General features: G+C 71.1%; 19 protein-coding genes. 5 read left to right on the top strand and 14 right to left on the bottom strand.

Annotated elements, in window-relative coordinates; translation table 11 throughout:
• Window positions 1-91 precede the first annotated feature (91 nt).
• On the bottom strand, window positions 92-787 hold the full coding sequence (locus AB0J78_RS30190) for a hypothetical protein (protein ID WP_363794880.1): 696 nt from the start codon (window positions 785-787) through the stop codon (window positions 92-94).
• 212 nt (window positions 788-999) lie between these two features.
• Window positions 1000-2298, bottom strand: a complete 1299-nt coding sequence (locus AB0J78_RS30185; protein ID WP_363794879.1) for an MFS transporter — start codon at window positions 2296-2298, stop codon at window positions 1000-1002.
• Between the two features lie 71 nt (window positions 2299-2369).
• On the opposite strand from AB0J78_RS30185, the gene AB0J78_RS30180 reads away from it, so the two are divergent.
• Together AB0J78_RS30180 and AB0J78_RS30175 are read left to right on the top strand one after the other, a co-directional pair.
• Complete coding sequence (locus AB0J78_RS30180; RefSeq protein ID WP_363794877.1) at window positions 2370-3317, top strand: helix-turn-helix domain-containing protein; 948 nt, start codon at window positions 2370-2372, stop codon at window positions 3315-3317.
• A 141-nt stretch (window positions 3318-3458) separates the two neighbouring features.
• A complete protein-coding gene (locus AB0J78_RS30175; protein ID WP_363794875.1) occupies window positions 3459-4112 on the top strand; it encodes a DUF4232 domain-containing protein in 654 nt (217 codons plus the stop codon).
• 47 nt (window positions 4113-4159) lie between these two features.
• On the opposite strand, the gene AB0J78_RS30170 is transcribed toward AB0J78_RS30175, so the two are convergent.
• The 8 genes from AB0J78_RS30170 to AB0J78_RS30135 form a co-directional block, all read right to left on the bottom strand.
• Window positions 4160-5602, bottom strand: coding sequence for a beta-xylosidase (locus tag AB0J78_RS30170; RefSeq protein WP_363794874.1), 1443 nt, complete (start codon window positions 5600-5602; stop codon window positions 4160-4162).
• On the bottom strand, window positions 5602-6036 hold the full coding sequence (aroQ, locus tag AB0J78_RS30165; protein WP_363794872.1) for a type II 3-dehydroquinate dehydratase: 435 nt from the start codon (window positions 6034-6036) through the stop codon (window positions 5602-5604). The genes AB0J78_RS30170 and aroQ overlap by 1 nt, the downstream gene beginning before the upstream one ends.
• Window positions 6033-7142 (bottom strand): 3-dehydroquinate synthase, encoded by a 1110-nt coding sequence (aroB, locus tag AB0J78_RS30160; RefSeq protein WP_363794870.1) that lies wholly within the window; start codon window positions 7140-7142, stop codon window positions 6033-6035. The genes aroQ and aroB overlap by 4 nt, the downstream gene beginning before the upstream one ends.
• Before the next feature lie 222 nt (window positions 7143-7364).
• The gene (locus AB0J78_RS30155; protein WP_363794868.1) at window positions 7365-7883 is read right to left on the bottom strand and encodes a shikimate kinase; all 519 of its coding nucleotides are present in this window, start codon (window positions 7881-7883) and stop codon (window positions 7365-7367) included.
• Entirely contained in the window at window positions 7883-9088 is a 1206-nt protein-coding gene (aroC, locus tag AB0J78_RS30150) for a chorismate synthase (RefSeq protein ID WP_363794866.1), read from the bottom strand. The genes AB0J78_RS30155 and aroC overlap by 1 nt, the downstream gene beginning before the upstream one ends.
• Window positions 9089-9136: 48 nt before the next feature.
• Window positions 9137-9718 (bottom strand): A24 family peptidase, encoded by a 582-nt coding sequence (locus tag AB0J78_RS30145; RefSeq protein ID WP_363794864.1) that lies wholly within the window; start codon window positions 9716-9718, stop codon window positions 9137-9139.
• Between the two features lie 151 nt (window positions 9719-9869).
• The gene (locus AB0J78_RS30140) at window positions 9870-10325 is read right to left on the bottom strand and encodes a PTS glucose transporter subunit IIA (protein WP_363794862.1); all 456 of its coding nucleotides are present in this window, start codon (window positions 10323-10325) and stop codon (window positions 9870-9872) included.
• Complete coding sequence (locus AB0J78_RS30135) at window positions 10322-10558, bottom strand: glucose PTS transporter subunit EIIB (RefSeq protein WP_132677597.1); 237 nt, start codon at window positions 10556-10558, stop codon at window positions 10322-10324. Before AB0J78_RS30135 ends, AB0J78_RS30140 begins: the two co-directional genes overlap by 4 nt.
• A gap of 244 nt (window positions 10559-10802) precedes the next feature.
• Between AB0J78_RS30135 and AB0J78_RS30130 the strand changes: the two genes are divergently transcribed.
• The 3 genes from AB0J78_RS30130 to AB0J78_RS30120 all read left to right on the top strand — a co-directional run bounded on the left by AB0J78_RS30130 (window position 10803) and on the right by AB0J78_RS30120 (window position 13221).
• Window positions 10803-11570, top strand: coding sequence for a GntR family transcriptional regulator (locus tag AB0J78_RS30130; protein ID WP_363794860.1), 768 nt, complete (start codon window positions 10803-10805; stop codon window positions 11568-11570).
• Between the two features lie 88 nt (window positions 11571-11658).
• On the top strand, window positions 11659-12915 hold the full coding sequence (locus AB0J78_RS30125) for a PTS transporter subunit EIIC (protein ID WP_363794858.1): 1257 nt from the start codon (window positions 11659-11661) through the stop codon (window positions 12913-12915).
• Window positions 12916-12957: 42 nt separating this feature from the next.
• Complete coding sequence (locus AB0J78_RS30120) at window positions 12958-13221, top strand: HPr family phosphocarrier protein (RefSeq protein ID WP_132627094.1); 264 nt, start codon at window positions 12958-12960, stop codon at window positions 13219-13221.
• A 114-nt stretch (window positions 13222-13335) separates the two neighbouring features.
• On the opposite strand, the gene AB0J78_RS30115 is transcribed toward AB0J78_RS30120, so the two are convergent.
• The 4 genes from AB0J78_RS30115 to alaS form a co-directional block, all read right to left on the bottom strand.
• Entirely contained in the window at window positions 13336-14196 is an 861-nt protein-coding gene (locus AB0J78_RS30115) for a shikimate dehydrogenase (protein ID WP_363794856.1), read from the bottom strand.
• Window positions 14183-15286 (bottom strand): endolytic transglycosylase MltG, encoded by a 1104-nt coding sequence (mltG, locus tag AB0J78_RS30110; RefSeq protein ID WP_363794854.1) that lies wholly within the window; start codon window positions 15284-15286, stop codon window positions 14183-14185. Before mltG ends, AB0J78_RS30115 begins: the two co-directional genes overlap by 14 nt.
• Before the next feature lie 95 nt (window positions 15287-15381).
• A complete protein-coding gene (gene ruvX / locus AB0J78_RS30105; RefSeq protein WP_363794852.1) occupies window positions 15382-15855 on the bottom strand; it encodes a Holliday junction resolvase RuvX in 474 nt (157 codons plus the stop codon).
• Window positions 15852-18524, bottom strand: a complete 2673-nt coding sequence (gene alaS / locus AB0J78_RS30100) for an alanine--tRNA ligase (RefSeq protein WP_363794850.1) — start codon at window positions 18522-18524, stop codon at window positions 15852-15854. The genes ruvX and alaS overlap by 4 nt, the downstream gene beginning before the upstream one ends.
• Between the last annotated feature and the right edge of the window lie 40 nt (window positions 18525-18564).

Raw genomic sequence — 18564 nt, 5'->3', positions numbered from 1 at the left:
CTAGCCCCAAGCCCTTCGTGTGGAAGAAGACCGCCGAAGAGATCCTCGATTCCCTCGCCCGATATCTACAACGCATTTCCGACGCAGGACACTAGAGGGAGTTCTGGAGCCCAGCCTGCTGGAACTCGACCTGGTGCGAGACGAATAGGTGGTAGGTCGTCTCGCGCTGCCCGAGGGTGACCGGGATGGCCAGTTCGGTGCAGTCGCCGAAGACGTCCCGCATCGCGCCGAGCAGTTCGGGCGAGGCGTCGGCCGACCACACCGCCAGCGTGCCGCCGGGGGCGAGCTTGTCCTTGCAGCGCCGGAGGAACCCCGGACCGTAGAGCGCCGAGTTCTCCTCGTAGACCAGGAAGTCCGGGCCGTTGTCGACGTCGAGCAGCAGCACGTCGCACCCGCCGTCGGGCTGCTCGCCCAGGACCGAGGCGATGTCGCCGACGCTGATGCGCACCCGCTCGTCGGCCAGCGCGTCCGCCGTGTCCGGGACCAGCCCGTCGCGGTGCCAGGCGACGAGGTCGGGCTCGATCTCCACCACGTGCGCCTCGCGCACGCGCTCGTCGGCCAGCACCTCGCGCAGGGTGAACCCGAGGCCGAGCCCGCCGATGAGCACCCGGAGCCCGCCGGAGCGAGTCAGGTGGCCGAGGGTGGCGGTGGCCAGCATGCGTTCGGTCTCGGTGTGCGCGGTGTCCATCACGAACACGCCGTTGACCCGCAGTTCCAGCGCGTCGTCGCGGCGCATCAGCACGAGCTCACCGCGCTCGCCGACCGCACGGGCGAGAAGCTCAGACATGACCCCGGAGATTACCCGGCCGTTCCCACCGCGCGACGACAACTGGCAATTTCGCAGGTCAGCCGATCTGAACCGATTCTCACCGGCCTGGCGGGGCGAACCCGCTGGTCACGCGGCCGGAAACCGGTCCGCTGCACCACCCGGCCCACGCCCCGCTGATCCCTCCGGCCTATTTTCCGATCTCGGGAGCGCTCTGAAGAATGGGGCGCGCCTCAGGCACCCGTCCGGGCCGGATTCGCGCCCCGGTCCGCGTCGGGCCGCTTGGGGGCGTTTCTCCGGATCGATACGGAGAAGGCCGTCGCCAGCAGGCAGAGCAATCCCGATCCGTACCAGGCCAGCGCGTAGTCGCCGAAGTGGTCGCGGATCAGCCCGGCCCCGCCGGCGACGGCCGCCGCACCCACCTGGTGCGAGGCGAACACCCAGCCGAACACCACCGAGGCCTTCGGCCCGAAGTGCTCCCGGCACAGCGCCATCGTCGGCGGCACCGTGGCGACCCAGTCCAGGCCGTAGAAGACGACGAACATCACCATCTCCACCCCCGGCGTCGGGGCGAACAGCTGCGGCAGCACGAACAGCGAGGCCCCGCGCAGCGTGTAGTAGACGGCCAGCAGCACGCGCGGGTTGATCTTGTCGGTGAGGTAGCCCGACGCCACGGTGCCCAGCACGTCGAAGACACCGATGAGCGCGAGCAGCCCGGCGGCCATCGTGGTGGGCATGCCGTGGTCGTGCGCGGCGGGCACGAAGTGGGTGTTGACCAGGCCGTTGGTGCTGGCCCCGCAGATCGCGAAACCGCCTGCCAGCAGCCAGAAGGCGGGCGTGCGGGCGGCCTCCGCGAGCGCGCGGACGGCGATCACCGCGGGATTTCCCCTGTCCTGCGCGGGTTCCGGCTCGTCACCGGTGGCCCCGTAGGCGGAAATCCCCAGATCGCGCGGGTGTTCGCGCATCACGAGCCAGACGATGACGGCGACCAGCAGCGCGGCGGCGGTGATGGTCAGCGAGGCCGTGCGCCAGCCCCAGCTCTCCACCAGCATCGCCTCCACGGGCAGGAAGACCAGCTGGCCGGTCGCGCTGCCCGCCGTGAGCACGCCGCTGACCAGGCCGCGCCGGGCCACGAACCAGCGGTCGACCACCGTGGCCACGAACGCCAGCGCCATCGAACCGGTGCCCAGCCCCACCAGCAGGCCCCAGCACAGGATCAGCTGCCACGGCTCGGTCATGAACACCGTCAGCCCGCTGCCCACCCCCACGAGCAGCAGCGCCGAGGCGGTGACGCGCCGGACGCCGAAGCGCACCATCAGCGCCGCGGCGAACGGCGCGGTCAGCCCGAACAGCAGCAGGTTGAGCGACACCGCAGCCGAGATCAGCCCGTGCGGCCAGCCGAACTCCTGGTGGAGCGGGTCCATCAGCACCCCGGGTGCCGACCGGAAGGCGGCAGCCCCCACCAGAGCGATGAACGCGACGACGGCGATCGACCAGGCGGGGTGGACCCGCGCGGGCAGCATGCGAACCATGCTGACCAGCGTGATCGAGCGCTGGGGGTCGAACCAGTGGCCGGTGGGACAATATGTGGGAAGATTCGGCCATGAGGCCGCATCGGATCGCCGTGCTCGGCGTGGAGACCGTCGTCGGGTTCGACCTGTCGATACCGCCGCAGATCTTCGCGGGCGCCACCGGGCCGGACGGACCGCTCTACGAGGTGCGCGTGTGCAGCATCGACGGCGGGCCGCTGCCCTCGAACAGGGGCTTCACGATCCTGCCCGAGTGCGGCACCGACGCGCTGCGCGAGCCGGACACGGTGATCGTGCCCGGCGTCGACACCGACACCTTCACCGAGGACCCCAAGGTCACCGACTACCTGCGGAACCTGCCCGCGGGCACCCGGATCATGTCGATCTGCACCGGTGCGTTCGTGCTCGCCGCCGCAGGGCTGCTCGACGACCGTCCGGCGACCACCCACTGGGCGCACGCCGACCGGTTCCGCGAGATGTTCCCGCACGTCGAGCTGCGTCCGGACGTGCTGTTCGTCGACGACGGCGACCTGCTGACCTCCGCGGGAGTGGCCGCCGGGATCGACCTGTGCCTGCACGTCATCCGCAACGACCACGGCAGCGAGATCGCCAACCGGGCGGCGAGGCGCAACGTCGTCCCGCCCTGGCGCGACGGCGGGCAATCGCAGTTCATCGAACGCCCGCTGCCCTCCCCCGGCGCCACCGGCACCGCCCCGACCCGCGAATGGCTGCTGCACCGCCTCGCCGAACCGCTGACCCTGGAGGCGATCGCCGCGCACGCGGGCATGAGCGTGCGGACCTTCACCCGGCGGTTCCGCGAGGAGACCGGCACCTCGCCGCTGGACTGGCTGCTGGGACAGCGCATCGAACACGCGCGGCACCTGCTGGAGCACACCGACCTGCCGATCGAGGAGGTCGCGGTCGCCTCCGGGCTCAACACCGCCACCTCGCTGCGCAAGCACCTGCGCGCCCGGCTGGGCATCGGGCCGGCCGCCTACCGGCGGACCTTCCACCAGGACTAGGAGGACCGGGCCCCGCGCCGGAACAGCGGCTCCGCCGCACCTTCAAGCGGGGAACGGTTGCCTCCGCTCACGAGTCCGAGCAACCTCCCCGCCCGATGCGCGTCTCCTCAAGTGAGTGATCGGCACCGAGAGGTGGAGAACATGACTCGCACGAGGATCATCCTGGCGGCCACCGCCGCACTGCTCACCATCGGTCTCAGCGCCTGCGGCGAGGACGGTGCGACGTCGTCCAGCACGATCATCGGCGGCTCCTCGCCGGAGCCGCAGACGCACTCCGAGGCGACCGGCAACACCCCGAGCGCCGAGGTGCCGCCGTCCGCCGAGACGACCTCCAACACCGAGGCCGACCCGGCGCCGGAGAACCGGCTGTGCGAGGTGGGGGACCTCGCCGTGACGGTGGAGTACGTCGACGCGGGCGCCGGAACCACGCACCACGCGCTGCGGTTCACCAACTCCGGCACCAGCACCTGCGAGATCCAGGGCTTCGCCGGCGTGTCCTACGTCGGCGGCGACGACGGTCACCAGATCGGCCGACCCGCCGAGCGCCAGGGCGACAAGGGAGCCGCCATCATCCTGCGACCCGGCGGACAGGCGTGGGCGCCGCTGGCGGCCCCGCGCACGGAGAACTACGACCCGGCCACCTGCCGCCCGGAGGAGGCCCGCGGCCTGCGCATCTACCCGCCCCAGGAGTACGACTCGATGTTCGTTCCCCTGAGCGGGACGGCCTGCGCCAACCCGGACCTCCCGGGCGAGCAGCTCAAGGTGCAGACCCTCCAGCAGGGCTCGCCGTCCTGAGCACCCCTGTCACGATTTCGCGCGAAACTGTGACGGCGGAGTGAGGGTCAGGGGCGGAGGTCGCCTCGGGCGGGGCGGGATCGCCACTGCGCCTCGGTGACGTCGGCGATCGGAGAAGCGTTGGCCCGCGCGGTTTCCGGAGTGACCCGCCAGAGGTCGCCGCGGGTGTCGAGGAGCCCGACCTCGCCCGTCGGGGAACGGAGGGCCGGGGCGCCGGAGGCGATCTCGGCGATCACCGGGAGGGCGTCCACGGGTTCCGGGCGGTCGTCGAGGACCTTCACCGCGACCGTCTCGGCCACCGAGCGGCGTTCGAGCCGGACCCTGGCGCCGTCGTGGACCAGGTCGACCGTGCGCACCGGTGAGGGAACCGCGAAGCCGTCCAGCGCACGCGCCGCTCGCGGAGCGGTGCCGCAGCCGCCGGCGTCGGTGATGTCGATGCCGAAGTGCCGGATGTCGGTGGGAGCCGGTGCCAGCGCGGTGGCGCGCAGGACGTCGAGCGGCACGCCCTCGCACGGGTCCGATGTGGAGGGACGAATCCGCCCCTCGCCGTCGCGGACCAGACCCGGGCCCTCCTGCCACGGGCCGGGAATCGTCACCGGCTCGTAGGGGTGGCGGGTGAATTCCCGGTCCCAGAAGGTGATCTGGGTTCCGCCGGTGGTCTGGTGCGCGATGGCGAAGGCGTCCAGCGTCGGCGAGTAGGCCCAGTCCGCGCTGAACGCGTCGACGACCGACCGGCCGCGCTCGCCACCGGCAGGCCGGAAGCCGCGCTCGGTCAACGCCTCAACGCCCTTGCCGAACAACGGGTCTCGCGACCGCAGCACGAACTGCCCGGCGCCGTTCCAGCCCGCGCCCTTGGCCGTGGTGTCGGTGAACAGCAGGTAGAACCAGCCGTCCACGAACACCGCCGAAGGCTGCCCGGCGCCGTAGACGTTGCCGCGGAGGACCTCGCCCGCCGCGGTCACGATCGGCGCGGCACCGCGGGTCCACGCCATGCCGTCCGCGCTGGTCGCGACCCCGATGGCGTTGCCGTGCGCGTGATCGCCCGCCGCCCCCGTGTAGTAGAGGTAGTAGCGGTCGCCCACGTGCAGCACCGACGGATCGCAGGTGTGCATCCCGTCGAAGCGCCCCGGCTCACCGGCGAAGACCGGAACCGCCGGCGCCGCGCCTTCGGCGAACGGACCGTCCGGCGAGGCGGCCGAGGCGTGCAGGACGTCGTCGCCCGCGGGCCCCACCCCCGGCAGCTGGCTGCACCACCACGCCCGGTACCTGCCGTCCTCGGACAGCACCGACGGCCCGTAGTTGTACGGCGCGGGCAACCCGCCCGCCGCCACCGCACCGGGGCTCCCGCGCTCGGCGGCGGTCCGCAGCTCCACCGGCTGCGGCACCGGAACCGGCCGCTGCACCACCTGCGTCACCGGACTGCCGTCGACCTGCGTGCAGCCCGCCAGCAGCGCGACAGCGACCAGGCATAACGGCAGCCGGCCGCGCACTACTCCCCCGCGTTCTCGGCCAGCCAGCGGATCGCCAGCGGATACCCGGCCACGCCCAGACCCGCCATCACCGCGGTCGCGATGTCGGACAGGTAGCTGGTGTGCCGGAACGGTTCCCGCTTGTGCACGTTGGAGATGTGCAGCTCGACCAGTTCAGCGGTCAGCTGCGAGGCGGCGTCGCGCACCGCCACCGAGTAGTGCGTCCACGCGCCCGCGTTGAGCACCACCGGCCAGGACGCGTCGGCGGCCTCGTGCAGCCAGCCGACCATCTCGCCCTCGTGGTCGGTCTGCCGGACCTCGACCTCGACGCCGAGGTCCTCGCCCGCCTTCTCGCACATCGACACCAGGTCGGCGTAGGTGGTGCTGCCGTAGACCGAGGGCTCGCGCTTGCCGAGCCGGCCGAGGTTGGGTCCGTTGAGGACGAGGACCTTCACAGCAGCACCTCCGTGCTCGACTTGCTCTCGCCACCGGTGATCGCCGAGTACGCGGCGGCGATCAGCGACGGATCCGGACCTTCCAGCCGTTCCGGCTTGGCCAGACCGTCGAGCACCACGAACCGCAGCACGCCGGAGCGGTTCTTCTTGTCGGCCTTCATGCCCTCCATCAGCGAGCCCAGCGCGTCCGGGTCGTAGGTGGTGGGCAGGCCGAGCAGGTCGAGGATGCGCTTGTGGCGGTCGGCGGTGTCGTCGTCGAGACGTCCCGCCAGCCGCGCCAGTTCGGCGGCGAAGACCAGGCCGACGCTGACCGCGGCGCCGTGGCGCCAGCGGTAGCGCTCGCGCCGCTCGATGGCGTGGGCCAGCGTGTGCCCGTAGTTGAGCACTTCGCGCAGGTGCGACTCCTTGAGGTCCGACGAGACGACGTCGGCCTTGACCTGGATGGACCGGCGGACCAGCTCGGCCAGCACGTCACCGCTCGGGTCGGTGGCGGTGTCCGGGTCGGCCTCGATCAGTCGCAGGATCTCCGGATCAGCGATGAACCCGGCCTTGACGACCTCGGCCATGCCCGCCAGGAGCTCGTTGCGCGGCAGGCCTTCCAGCGTCGCCAGGTCGCACAGCACCAGGCTCGGCTCGTGGAACAGGCCCACCAGGTTCTTGCCCGCGTCGGTGTTGATGCCGGCCTTGCCACCCACGGCCGCGTCGACCATGCCGAGCAGGGTGGTGGGCACGTGCACGGCCTTCACGCCGCGCATCCAGGTGCCCGCGACGAACCCGCCGAGGTCGGTGACCGCACCGCCGCCGAAGGACACCACGACGCCGTCGCGGTCCATGCCGATCTTGCCCAGCACCTCCCAGCAGAACCCGGCGACCTGCAGGCTCTTGCCGTCCTCGGCATCGGGGATCTCGACCCGGTGCGCGTCGATGCCGGCCTCGGTCAGCTCCTCGCGGACCGCCTCGATGGTGGCGGTGATCGTGGGCTGGTGCACCAGCGCGACGCTCGACGCCCCGCTGAGGAATTCCACCAGCTCACCGAGCAGGCCCCGGCCGACGACCACGTCGTAGGGCTGCTGGCCGTTCACGCTGATCCGAACCGGTTCGGTCATCGTCGTCCCTTCGGCATCTCTAAAGGAGTATCAGGGTCGTTGTGCGTAGCGGTGCGAGTAGGAGAACCTGCGGGGCTCCGTGGACTCCGCGCCGCTCCTCATGTATGTCCAATGCACGACGTCGCGGCGTGCTCGCCACGAAGCCCCGCAGAACCTCCGGCGGTGCCGGTTGCTTGCCCGCTCACCGAAAGAGCAAGTGGCTCCGCCACTTCGAAACACCCCCTAGCGAGACGGCCGTGCCGCGAGGTCTTCGACGACCCGGTCGACGACCTGCGCTGGTTCGAGTTCGTCGGTGGCGACCTCCACGGCGGCCACCGAGCGGTAGATCGGCAGCCGCGCGTCGAGCAGCGCCTTGAAGGTCGCGCGCGGGTTGACCCCGGCCAGCAGCGGGCGCGCGGCGGAAAGCCCCACGCGTCGCGCACCTTCGGCGAGCCCGACCGACAGGAACACCACGGGGTGCCCGGCGAGCCGCTCGCGGGTCAGCTCGGACAGCACCGCCCCGCCGCCGAGCGCCAGCACGCCGTCGTGCTCGCGCAGCGCGGTGTCGACGGCCCGCTCCTCCAGCGCGCGGAAGGCGGGTTCACCGTCGTTGGCGAAGATGTCGGGGATCTCGCGGCCGGTGCTCTCGACGACATCGGCGTCGGTGTCCCGGAACCGCACGTCGAGACGTTCGGCCAGCAGCCTGCCGATGGTGGTCTTGCCCGCGCCGGGCGGGCCGATCACGATCGCGCGCGGCGACATCACCGCACCTGCCGCTTCTCCGCGCGCTCGCGCAGCGAGGCGAGGTAGCCCTCGACGTTGCGGCGGGTCTCCGGCAACGAGTCGCCGCCGAACTTCTCCAGCGCGGCCTCGGCCAGCACCAGCGCCACCATCGTCTCGGCGACCACGGCGGCGCGCGGCACGGCGGTGATGTCGGAGCGCTGGTGCATCGCCTGCGCGGGCTCGCCGGTCACCATGTCCACAGTGGCCAGAGCGCGCGGGAGGCTGGAGATGGGCTTCTTGGCGGCGCGCACGATCAGCGGCTCGCCGTTGGTGATGCCGCCTTCGAGACCGCCCGCGCGGTTGCTGTCGCGGCGGACCCAGTTGACGCCCTTGTCGGGGTAGATCTCGTCGTGCGCGGCGCTGCCCCGGCGGTGGGCGTTGGCGAAGCCCTCGCCGATCTCGACGCCCTTGATCGCCTGGATGCTCATCAGCGCACCGGCCAGGCGGGCGTCGAGCTTGCGGTCCCAGTGCACGTGAGAGCCGATGCCCGGAGGCAGGTTGTAGGCGATGACCTCGACGACGCCGCCGAGGGTGTCGCCGTCCTTCTTCGCGGCGTCGACCTCGGCCATCATCCGCTCGGTGGCGGTGTCGCCGAAGGCGCGCACCGGGTTCTCGTCGATCGCGGCCAGGTCGTCGGGGCCGGGCAGCACCTCGCCGGCGACGTCCACGCCGCCGAGGCTGACCACGTGGCTGACGATCTCCACGCCGAACAGCTGGCGCAGGAACTGCCGGGCGACGGTGCCGACGGCCACGCGCGCGGCGGTCTCACGGGCGCTGGCGCGCTCCAGGACCGGGCGGGCCTCGTCGAAGCCGTACTTCTGCATGCCGGCGATGTCGGCGTGGCCAGGGCGCGGGCGGGTCAGCGGCTCGTTGCGGGCCAGGTCGGCCAGCACGTCCTCGTCGACCGGGTCGGCGGCCATGACCTGTTCCCACTTGGGCCACTCGGTGTTGCCGATGCGCACCGCGATCGGGCCGCCCTGCGTGCGGCCGTGCCGGACGCCACCGATGATCTCCAGCTCGTCGGCCTCGAAGTTCATCCGAGGGCTGCGCCCGAAGCCGAGCTTGCGGCGCTCCAGCTGGGTCGCGATCTCGGTCGAGGTCACCTCGACCCCGGCCACCATGCCTTCCAGCACCGCGACGAGGGCGGGGCCGTGCGATTCTCCAGCGGTCATCCAGCGCAACACACCTCAGATCCTGCCACGCTCTGCCCAGGAGGAACCCGCCCGGGTGGGTCACGGCCAGCTCAGCGTCACCAGCCAGGACGGAACCAGCACCGCCGGACCGTGCGCGACCGCCCCCGCGCGCCTCCACGAGGCGCCGACCAGGGTGAACGCGGCCGCGGCCACGACGACCCCGGCGACGGCGGGAACCGACACCGCACCCACCACCGCGCCCAGGACTCCGGCGAGCTTGACGTCCCCCGCACCCATCGCGGGCGGGGATATGAGCCTGACCACCAGGTACGTCCCGCCCAGCAGGACGAGCCCGGCCGCCGAGCCGAGCGCGACGCCCGGCCGGTGCGCCGCGACGACGGTCAGCAGCGCGGCGGCGACGGGGTAGGCGGGCAGGGTCAGGGCGTCGGGCAGCCGGTGGACCCGCAGGTCGCAGGCGCTGAGGACGACGGCGAGCCAGCCCAGGGCGAGCGGGATCGGCAACCACCACCCGGGTGGCTGGCGGAGGGCCACCAGCGCCCACGCCAGCGACACCCCCGTCTCGCACCAGCCGGGTGGGACGGCGGTGCCCCGGCGAAGTCGGCCAAGGATGTGGCGTCCGGCCCATCCGGCGAGGGCTCCGGCCGCGATCAACGCGCTCATCCCGACGACGGTGCCGGGACTCCCGCGCGCCGCGGCGAACGACCGGCCCGAAGGGTCGCGTGTCGGCACCCCGTTGGTCAGTTCTGGTCCGAACCGCCCATGATCGACATCCGTTTCGCCCGGTCGGTTCGGACCAGAACTTCCCGCCGCCTCACCCGTCGAGGTTGAACAGCACGTCTCCCGGGAGGACCTGGGTGTCCTCGCGGAGGTCCGCCAGGGACTCCGCCGGGGCGTCCAGGGCCACCACCGGGCAGATCGAGGAGTAGCCCTGGGCCTCGACCTCCGTCGGGTTCCAGGTGATGATCTTCTGCCCGGCCTCGACCGCATCGCCCTTGCCGACGTGCAGCGTGAAGCCCTCACCCTTGAGCTTGACCGTGTCGATGCCCAGGTGCACCAGCACCGCGCCGCCCGTGGACGCCGCGACGACGAACGCGTGCGGGTGCAGCGTCACGACCTGGCCCGAGACCGGGGCGACCGCGTCGCCCTCTCCGCCGGAGGGCTTCACCGCGACACCGGGACCCACCATGGCCTGCGAGAACACCGGGTCCGGCACGTCGCTGAGCGACGTGGTCAGACCCGCTACCGGACTGCCGACCTCGGTGCTCACATCAGGTCCTCGATGTCGCCGGCCAGCGTGTCCGCCTCCGGTCCGACCACGACCTGGACGACCGTGCCCTGCACCATCACGCCGTGCGCGCCCGCGGCCTTGAGGCCCGCCTCGTCGATCTTCGAGCCGTCCTCGACCTCGCAGCGCAGCCGCGTGATGCACGGCTCGATCTCGACGATGTTGTCCCCGCCGCCCAGCGCGGACAGGATCGCCTCGGCCTTGTCCTGAGCCACCACGTGCTCCCTTCGTGCTCTCGCCACCGCGGTCAGCGGACCGCGACGCGACGATCTTGCGCCACGTGATGTCGATGCGGCAACGAAAGCAGAGCCTTGTTGACACCTGATCGCATGACGGCGCATTCTTCGCAACCAACTGGTTTAGACCGGACAGTACCAACGACCGGTCGCGGTTCTCATCCGAACCGGCGGCGAGTTCACGACAGCGAGCTCACGCCAGGGTGGCACGACAGGAGGCGGCATGGGAGAAGAACCGAGTTCTCTCCAGCACGCGCCCTCTCGCGGCCTGCCCGACGGGCCGATGCCGAAACACGCGCAACTGCGGGAGATCCTGCGCGAGCTGGCGAGCGACGAGCTCCCGCACGGCGCCGCGGTGCCGTCGGAGCGCGAACTGGCGCTGCGCTACGGGGTTTCCCGGCTGACGGTGCGCGAGGCGATCGGTCAGCTGGTCACCGAAGGCCTGCTGGTCCGGGTGCGCGGCAAGGGCACCTTCACCACGCGCCCGCGCATCGACTGGCAGGTGCACCTGGCCTCGTTCACCGAGGACATGCGCCGCCGCGGCATGCACCCGGAGACCGTGCTGCTCGACGCGGCCGAGGCCGTCCCGCCGCCGGCCACCGCGGAGGCGCTCGACCTGGCACCGCGGCAGACCGCGTTCTGGCTGTTCCGGCTCCGCAAGGCCGACGGGATGCCGATGGCCGTCGAACGCGGCTGGTACCACCCGGACTCGGTCCCCGACCTGCTCGACCAGGACCTCACCGCCTCGCTGTACACGTTGCTGTCCCGGCGGTACCGGCTCCAGCTGGAGTCGGGCACGCAGACCGTGCTGGCCGACGACGCCGACGCCGAAACCGCACGCCTGCTGGGCATCCGGCCCGGGTGCTCGCTGCTGGTGTTCCGGCGGATCTCCACCGCGCGCGGACGGCCGGTGGAGGACATGACGTCCTGGTACCGCGGTGACCGGTACCAGGTGACCATGCAGCTCGACCGCGAACCGGGCGAACCGTGAGGCGAGAACCGGACAAGACGAACCAGCGCACCACCGAAATCGTTTGCAATGATCTTCCAACCCCGGTGAACCAAGCAGGAGGTATCCGATGAGTTCCACCGCCGCCAAGGCGAAGGGGAGCAACAGAGGACTCGCGCAACTGCAACGCATCGGCCGCAGCCTGATGCTGCCGATCGCGGTGCTGCCCGCCGCCGCGCTGCTGCAACGGCTCGGCCAGGACGACCTGCTCGGCGCGGAAGGCCTCGGAGCCTCCCTGACCTGGTTGCAGACCGTCGCCGGTGTCATCGGCGCGGCCGGTGGCGCGCTGTTCGACAACCTGCCGCTGCTGTTCGCCATCGGTGTCGCGATCGGCTTCGCCAAGAAGGCCGACGGCTCGACGGCCCTGTCCGGCGCGGTCGGCTACCTGGTGCTGCACGGCGTGCTGACCCAGATCGCCGGCACCGAGGAAGGCACCTCGCTCAACAAGAGCCCCTACGGCGTGCTCGGCGGCATCGTCGCCGGTCTGGTGGCGGCCTGGCTGTGGCAGCGCTACCACCGCATCAAGCTGCCGGACTACCTGGGCTTCTTCGGCGGCCGGCGGTTCGTGCCGATCGTGACCGCGGTGGCGATGCTGGTCATCGGCGTGCTCATGGGCCTGCTGTTCCCGCTGTTCGACGCCCTGCTCACCGCCTTCTCCGACGCGGTCACCCAGCAGGCGGTCATCGGGGGCGGGCTCTACGGCCTGATCAACCGGCTGCTGCTGCCGTTCGGGCTGCACCACATCCCGAACAACGTGGTCTGGTTCCTCTTCGGCGACTACCACGGCGAGAAGGGCGACATCGCGCGCTTCTTCGCGGGCGATCCCACCGCCGGGACGTTCATGACCGGCTTCTTCCCGATCTTCATGTTCGCGCTGCCCGCGGCGGCGCTGGCGATCTGGCAGTCGGCCAAGCCCGAGCAGCGCAAGGTCGTCGGCGGCGTGATGATCTCGGTCGCGCTGACCTCGTTCCTGACCGGTGTCACCGAGCCGCTGGAGTTCTCGTTCATCTTCGTCGCGTGGCCGCTGCTGCTGATCCACGCGGTGCTGACCGGCACCTCGCTGGCGCTGGTCAACGCGCTGGACATCCACTCCGGCTTCGGGTTCTCCGCCGGTGCGATCGACTACCTGCTCAACTTCGGCATCTCCCAGGGCTCGATCTGGCTGATCCCGATCGGGCTGGGCTACGCGGCCGTCTACTACGTGGTGTTCCGGTTCGTCATCGCCAAGTGGAACCTGCGCACCCCGGGTCGCGAGGAGGACGACAGCGCCTCGACCGATGCGGATAATGCCGGTGGGGGCGCTGCGCCGACCACCGAGAAGAAGTGAGGCGGCGCGGGTCGGTGCCCCCGCCCCCGACGAAGGAGAGACATGTCTGAACGACGGGTCACCGTAGCGAGCAAGGTCGGGATCCACGCGCGGCCCGCGGCCCTGCTGGCCAAGACGGCCGCGGCCCAGCCCGTGGTGATCACCATCCGCAAGGAGGGCGACGAACCCGTCGAGGCGGGCAGCATCCTCGGTCTGATGACCCTGGGCGCCTCCCACGGCGACGAGGTGATCCTGGCCGCCGAGGGCGAGGGCGCCGAGGCGGCCCTCGACGAGGTCGCCAAGCTCGTGGCGACCGACATGGACTGAACCCGGGATCGAGACGACGGCGGCGCTTCCTGCCCGGAGGCGCCGCCGTTTCGCGTCCAGGAGCTGTGTGAGAACGAGCTGTTCCAGGTGTGGGACTCAGCCCGCACCGCTGCGCTACAGGGGCAGGGCGTGACCGGTGGCCGCGGCCAGGGCGTCCCGCATGGTGGCGCGCGGCGCCTCCAACCCGGTGAAGTGCTCGACCTGGCCGAACGCCTGGTGCAGCAGCATGTCCAGGCCGGTCGCCAACCGGCCTCCGACAGCCTCGACGGCCTCGGCCAGCGGCGTCGGCCAGGGGTGGTAGATGACGTCGAGCACGCACGCGGACTTCGCGAGATCCGCCGCGTGCGGGTCCACCGCGCCCGCCGGGAGCGTGGAGACGACCACGTCGTGGCTGGTCGCGGCGTCGGCGATGTTGATCGAGTCGAGCCGTTCGACCCGGACCCGCAGACCGATGCGCTCGGCCGCCTCCAGCGCCTCCGCCGCCCGGGAGGGCTCGCGCACCGCCAGCGTCGCCTCGGACAGGCCCAGATCGGCGAACGCCGCCAGGGTCGCCACCGCCGTGCCGCCCGCGCCGAGGATCAGCCCCGCGTGGCCGCCGGTGAAACCACCCGCCACCCGCAGGGCCCCGACGACGCCGTCCACATCGGTGCAGTCGGCGAACCAGCTCCCGTCCGGGCGGTGGACCAGCGTGTTCGCCGCCCCCACCACCTCGGCCCGGTCGGCGGCCTCATCGGCCACCCGCAGCGCCGCGCGCTTGCCCGGCATCGTCACCGACAGCCCCGCCCACTCCGGGCCGAGGCCGCCGACGAACTCCACCAGCCGCTCGGCGTCCGCCTCGACTCGCTCGTAGGTCCAGGGCAGACCGAGCGCGTCGTAGGCGGCACCGTGCAGGACCGGGGACAGCGAGTGCTCGACCGGCTTTCCCAGCACTCCGGCCCGACGCACCGCCGCCCCTTGCTGATCAGAAAGCGCCACGTTCCTGCGCTTCCTTGATGAAGGCGTCGTGCTGCTGCTGGTTCTCCGCGAAGCAGGAGGTCCCGTCCGGGTAGCACTTCACGAAGTAGCGCCACTCGCCCTCGGCCGGCCGCTCGGCCGCCCGCAGCGCCTCCTTGCTGAACGCCGAGATCGGCGTCGGCGGCAGCCCGTAGTTCAGGTAGGTGTTGTACGGGCCAGGACGCTGCCGGTCGGAGCTGTTGGTCAGCAACGTCGGCTTGTCCAGCGGGTAGTTGATCGTGGAGTCCAGCCCCAGCTTCATCGCGGGCTGGCCGATCCGGTTCTCGATCACCCGCGCGATCTTCGGGAAGTCCTTCGCCAGCCCCTCGCTCTGCGTCAGCGAGGCGATGATCATCAGTTCGTACGGCGAATGACCGCTGCTCTGCGCAAGATCCGGAAGACCGGCCGACTCCAGCTGCGCCGCCGACTTGGTGACCACGTCGCGCAGCACGTTCTCCGCCGACTCACCAGGCTTGACGTCGTAGATGCCCGGCATGATCAGGCCCTCCAGCCGACGCCGGGGCTCTGCCTTCGACGCATCGGCGACGGCCCACTGCGGCACGCCCAGCGCCGCCAGGTCCGCGGTCTCGGCCGCGCGGTGCATCTCCTCGGAGGTGGTGCACTTCTCGTTCTTGTTCGCGCACGTCGCCTCGGCGAGCCTGGTCAGGATGCCCGGCGTGTTGCCGCCGTTGGGCGCGGCCTGGTCCTCCAGCCGCATGCCGCCGCGGATGTCGACCCGGCCCACCTTCGCCGCGTCCGACAGGATGTGGCTGACCGCGGCCTGGCCCGACATCTTGTTGCGCATCAGGTAGTAACCGGGCTGGATCGAGTTGATCCGCTTGTTCTCGGCGGAGGCCGAGGTGAACGCCTTGGTGCTGGCCACCACGTCCTTCTCGGACAGCGTCTTGCCGATGTCACCCACGGTGTCGCCGGAGGCGACCTCGATGACGACGCTGCCGGTGCCCTCGCCGTCGTAGTCCTCGTAGCCGCCGATCCGCATGATCTGCAGCGCTCCGTACCCCACACCGCCGCCAACCAGCACCAGCACGAACAGGCCGGCCAGGGCGGTCACCCATCGGCGCCTCTTGCGACGTCGGAATCGTTCCGGATCGGGGCGCCGTCGCCGGTGGTCCCCGGGCTCGTCCGCGAACAGTCCGAGATCATCGGTCACGGGAGTTCCTCTCGTGTTCTCTGCCCCCGGCCGTCCAGGTAAGCCTGCAAGATCTCCACCGCTGCCGCCTGGTCAACGACGGCGCGCTGCTTCTTCCCCCGCACGCCGCGTTTCGACAGCTTCCGGCTGGCCGTCACCGTGGTCAACCGCTCGTCGTGAAACCGCACCGGCACCGGTGCGACCTTATCCACCAGCGCAGCCCCGTAAGACTGCGCGATCTCCGCGGCGGAACCGTGCCTGCCGGCCAGCGTCTTGGGCAGGCCGATCACGATCTCCACCACGTCGTGCTCGGAGACGAGGTCGGCGATCTTGGCGAGATCGCTGCCGCCTTCCTCGTCCCGTCGCAACGTCTCCAACGGGGTCGCCAGCATCGGAGCGGGATCGCTCAAAGCGATTCCGACCCGGACCGCCCCGACATCGACACCGAGCCGACGTCCCGGGCCGGGATCCGTCTGCTGGCGCTCGTTCACCCGCCTGCCACCACCTGGTCGACTCCGGTGCGCAGCGCACCGATGGCCGCGGTGATGCCCGCGGGGTTCGAGCCGCCGCCCTGGGCCATGTCCGGCTTGCCGCCCCCGCGACCGCCGACCTCGGCGGCGAAGCTGGGAACCAGCTTGCCCGCCGCGATGCCCTTGTCGCGGGCCGCGTCGTTGACGCCGACCACGAAGCTGACCTTGCCCTCCTCGGCGGAGAACAGCGCGACCACCGAGGGGCGCGAGCCCAGCCGGCCGCGGATCTCACCGGCCAGCGCCCGCAGCGCGTTGCCGTCGACGCCGTCCGGGACCTGCTCGGCCACCAGCGTCACGCCGTGCACGTCGGTGCCCTTGTCGGCGAGCTCACCGGCGGAGTTGAGCACCTGGGTGATGCGCAGCTGCGCGAGCTCCTTCTCGGCGCTGCGCAGCTTGCTGACCACGCCCTGGATGCGCTCGGGCAGCTCCTCGGCGGGAACCTTGAACTGCTCGGCGAGCTGGGTGACCAGCAGGTGCTCCTTGCTGATGTGGCGCATCGCGTCCATGCCGACCAGCGCTTCGACGCGGTGCACGCCGGAACCGACCGAGGAGTCCGACACCAGCTTGACCACGCCGAGGTGGCCGATGCGCGGCACGTGGGTGCCACCGCACAGCTCGCGGGAGTAGTCGCCCATGTCGACCACGCGGACCTGGTCGCCGTACTTCTCGCCGAACAGCGCCATCGCACCGAGCTCCATGGCCCGGTCCATGCTGGTGGTGTAGGCGTTGACCTCGACGTCGGTCTGCAGGTAGTCGTTGACCTCCTCCTCGACCCCGGCCAGCACGTCGGCCGAGACCGACGAGGGCACGGTGAAGTCGAAGCGCATCCGGCCCGGCGAGTTCAGCGAACCGGCCTGCGCGGCGCGCTTGCCGTAGGCGCTGCGCACGGCCGCGTGCACCAGGTGCGTCGCGGAGTGGGAGCGCTCGATGGACTGGCGGCGGTGGGCGTCGACGGCGGCCTCCAGCGTGGTGTCCACGCCGAGCTCGCCTTCCAGGACCTTCGCGCGGTGCACGAACAGGCCGGGCACGCTGCGCTGCACGTCGAGCACCTCGACCGCGACGCCCGGTCCGACCAGCTTGCCGGTGTCGGCGATCTGGCCACCGCCCTCGGCGTAGAACGGGGTGCGGTCCAGCACCAGCTCCACCTCGGTGCCGGCCGAGGCGCGGGGCGCGGGCTGACCGTCGACGAGCAGTCCCAGCACGCGGCTGTGCGACTGCAGGTCGGTGTAGCCGATGAACTCGGTCGTCCCGTGCTGGTCGAGCAGCGTGCGGTAGGTCGACAGGTCGCCGTGGCCGGTCTTGCGGGACTTGGCGTCGGCCTTGGCGCGGTTGCGCTGCTCGGCCATCAGGTCTCGGAAGCCCTGCTCGTCGACCGCCAGGCCCTGCTCGGAGGCCATCTCCAGGGTCAGGTCGATCGGGAAGCCGTAGGTGTCGTGCAGCTGGAACGCCTTGTCGCCCGCGAGGGTCTGGCCACCGGTCTTCTTCAGGTCGGTGACGGCCAGGTCGAAGATCTTCGACCCCGCGGTCAGCGTCGACAGGAACGCCTCTTCCTCGTTGCGCATCACCGAGTCGATGCGGTCGAACTCGGTGACCAGCTCGGGGTAGCTCGGCGACATCGCGTCGCGCACGATCTGGGCGAACTCGCCCAGCACCGGTTCCTGCACGCCCAGCAGGCGGGTCGAGCGCACGATGCGGCGCAGCAGGCGGCGCAGCACGTAACCGCGGGCCTCGTTGCCGGGGGTGACGCCGTCGCCGATGAGCATCACGCCGGAGCGGGCGTGGTCGGCGATGACGCGGAACCGCACGTCGTCCTCGTGGCTCGCGCCGTAGCGGCGGCCGGAGAGCTCCTCGGCCTTGGCGATCACCGGGCGGACCAGGTCGGTCTCGTAGACGTTCTCCACGCCCTGCAGCAGGCAGGCCACGCGCTCGACGCCCATGCCGGTGTCGATGTTCTTGGTGGGCAGCTCGCCGATCGGCGGGTGCCCGTCCTTGGGCGGCAGCTCACCCCTGATGTCCTGCATGAACACCAGGTTCCAGATCTCGATGTAGCGGTCCTCGTCGACGACGGGACCGCCCTCCTTGCCGTAGGCGGGCCCGCGGTCGTAGTAGATCTCCGAGCAGGGACCGCCGGGACCGGGCACGCCCATGTCCCAGTAGTTGTCCTTGGCGTCGCGGGTCTGGATCCGCTCGGCCGGGATCCCGCAGACCTTCTGCCACAGCCCGGCGGCCTCGTCGTCCTTCTCGAAGACCGTCACCCACAGGCGGGCCGGGTCGATGCCGTAGCCGCCGTCGGCCACCGACTTGGTGAGCAGCTCCCAGGCGTTCTCCATGGCGCCTTCTTTGAAGTAGTCGCCGAAGGAGAAGTTGCCGGCCATCTGGAAGAACGTGTTGTGCCGGGTGGTCTTGCCGACCTCGTCGATGTCACCGGTGCGCACGCACTTCTGGATGCTCGTCGCCCGCGGGTAGGGGGCCGGGGCCTCGCCCAGGAAGTAGGGCTTGAACTGGACCATGCCCGCGTTGACGAACAGCAGCGTCGGGTCGTCGAGGATCAGCGACGCGCTGGGCACCACGGTGTGGCCGCGGCCCTTGAAGTGCTCGGTGAACCGGTGGTTGATGTCGTGGGTCTGCACTGGGAGTCCTTGGGAATTGGGTCAGGTCACGGACACGGCT

This window comes from Saccharopolyspora sp. NPDC049426 (assembly GCF_040676935.1).
GTDB lineage: Bacteria > Actinomycetota > Actinomycetes > Mycobacteriales > Pseudonocardiaceae > Saccharopolyspora.
Note: the sequence above shows the minus strand (reverse complement) of the source record. Positions and strands in the feature narration are given on the sequence as shown.

What these genes read in the sequence shown, in the direction of transcription:
- AB0J78_RS30190 (WP_363794880.1), bottom strand. Translation starts at nt 787, where the DNA reads ATGTCTGAGCTTCTCGCCCGTGCGGTCGGCGAGCGCGGTGAGCTCGTG.
- AB0J78_RS30185 (WP_363794879.1), bottom strand. Translation starts at nt 2,298, where the DNA reads ATGGTTCGCATGCTGCCCGCGCGGGTCCACCCCGCCTGGTCGATCGCC.
- AB0J78_RS30180 (WP_363794877.1), top strand. Translation starts at nt 2,370, where the DNA reads ATGAGGCCGCATCGGATCGCCGTGCTCGGCGTGGAGACCGTCGTCGGG.
- AB0J78_RS30175 (WP_363794875.1), top strand. Translation starts at nt 3,459, where the DNA reads ATGACTCGCACGAGGATCATCCTGGCGGCCACCGCCGCACTGCTCACC.
- aroB (WP_363794870.1), bottom strand. Translation starts at nt 7,142, where the DNA reads ATGACCGAACCGGTTCGGATCAGCGTGAACGGCCAGCAGCCCTACGAC.
- AB0J78_RS30155 (WP_363794868.1), bottom strand. Translation starts at nt 7,883, where the DNA reads ATGTCGCCGCGCGCGATCGTGATCGGCCCGCCCGGCGCGGGCAAGACC.
- AB0J78_RS30145 (WP_363794864.1), bottom strand. Translation starts at nt 9,718, where the DNA reads ATGAGCGCGTTGATCGCGGCCGGAGCCCTCGCCGGATGGGCCGGACGC.
- AB0J78_RS30130 (WP_363794860.1), top strand. Translation starts at nt 10,803, where the DNA reads ATGGGAGAAGAACCGAGTTCTCTCCAGCACGCGCCCTCTCGCGGCCTG.
- AB0J78_RS30125 (WP_363794858.1), top strand. Translation starts at nt 11,659, where the DNA reads ATGAGTTCCACCGCCGCCAAGGCGAAGGGGAGCAACAGAGGACTCGCG.
- AB0J78_RS30120 (WP_132627094.1), top strand. Translation starts at nt 12,958, where the DNA reads ATGTCTGAACGACGGGTCACCGTAGCGAGCAAGGTCGGGATCCACGCG.